The organism is Bacillus hominis (genome assembly GCF_018332515.1).
GTDB classification, from domain to species: Bacteria; Bacillota; Bacilli; order Bacillales; family Bacillaceae_G; genus Bacillus_A; species Bacillus_A hominis.
In genome coordinates this window covers 1-424 of the sequence record NZ_BOQD01000645.1, presented here as the reverse complement: position 1 = coordinate 424, position 424 = coordinate 1, and the positions used below count along the sequence as shown (strand labels likewise).

The 424-nt window shown below is 38.0% G+C and carries 1 protein-coding gene; it reads right to left on the bottom strand.

Features of this window, described 5'->3' with window-relative positions; translation table 11 throughout:
- On the bottom strand, positions 1-366 hold a 366-nt coding region (locus tag KI356_RS27770; RefSeq protein WP_238486263.1), incomplete at its 3' end, for an aconitase family protein.
- Positions 367-424: the final 58 nt, after the last annotated feature.

Below are 424 nucleotides of genomic sequence, written 5' to 3'. Positions count from 1 at the left end.
AATTTCTGGATTAATTTTATCAGGATCCCCGCCCATATCTGCCATTGCTTTACGAAGCGAAGCCAAATCTACAACAGCTGGAACACCTGTGAAGTCTTGTAAGATTACACGAGATGGTTTAAATGGAACATCGATATCTTGAACATCTTTCGTTCCCCATTTCGCTAAATTTGTAACATGTTCTTCTGTAATTACGCGTCCGTCTACTTGACGAAGTACAGATTCAAGTAAAACTTTAACGGAATATGGTAATTGAGATACGTTGCCAACCCCTGCGTTTTCAAGCGCTTTCAATTGATAATAATGATACGTCTTTCCATCTAGTTCAAAAGTTGCACGTGATTGAAATGGATTATGTTTGACCATTATGTTTCCCCCCTGTTAAACGTGGCTAAGTTGTCTGAATATAAAATGTAGACAAACT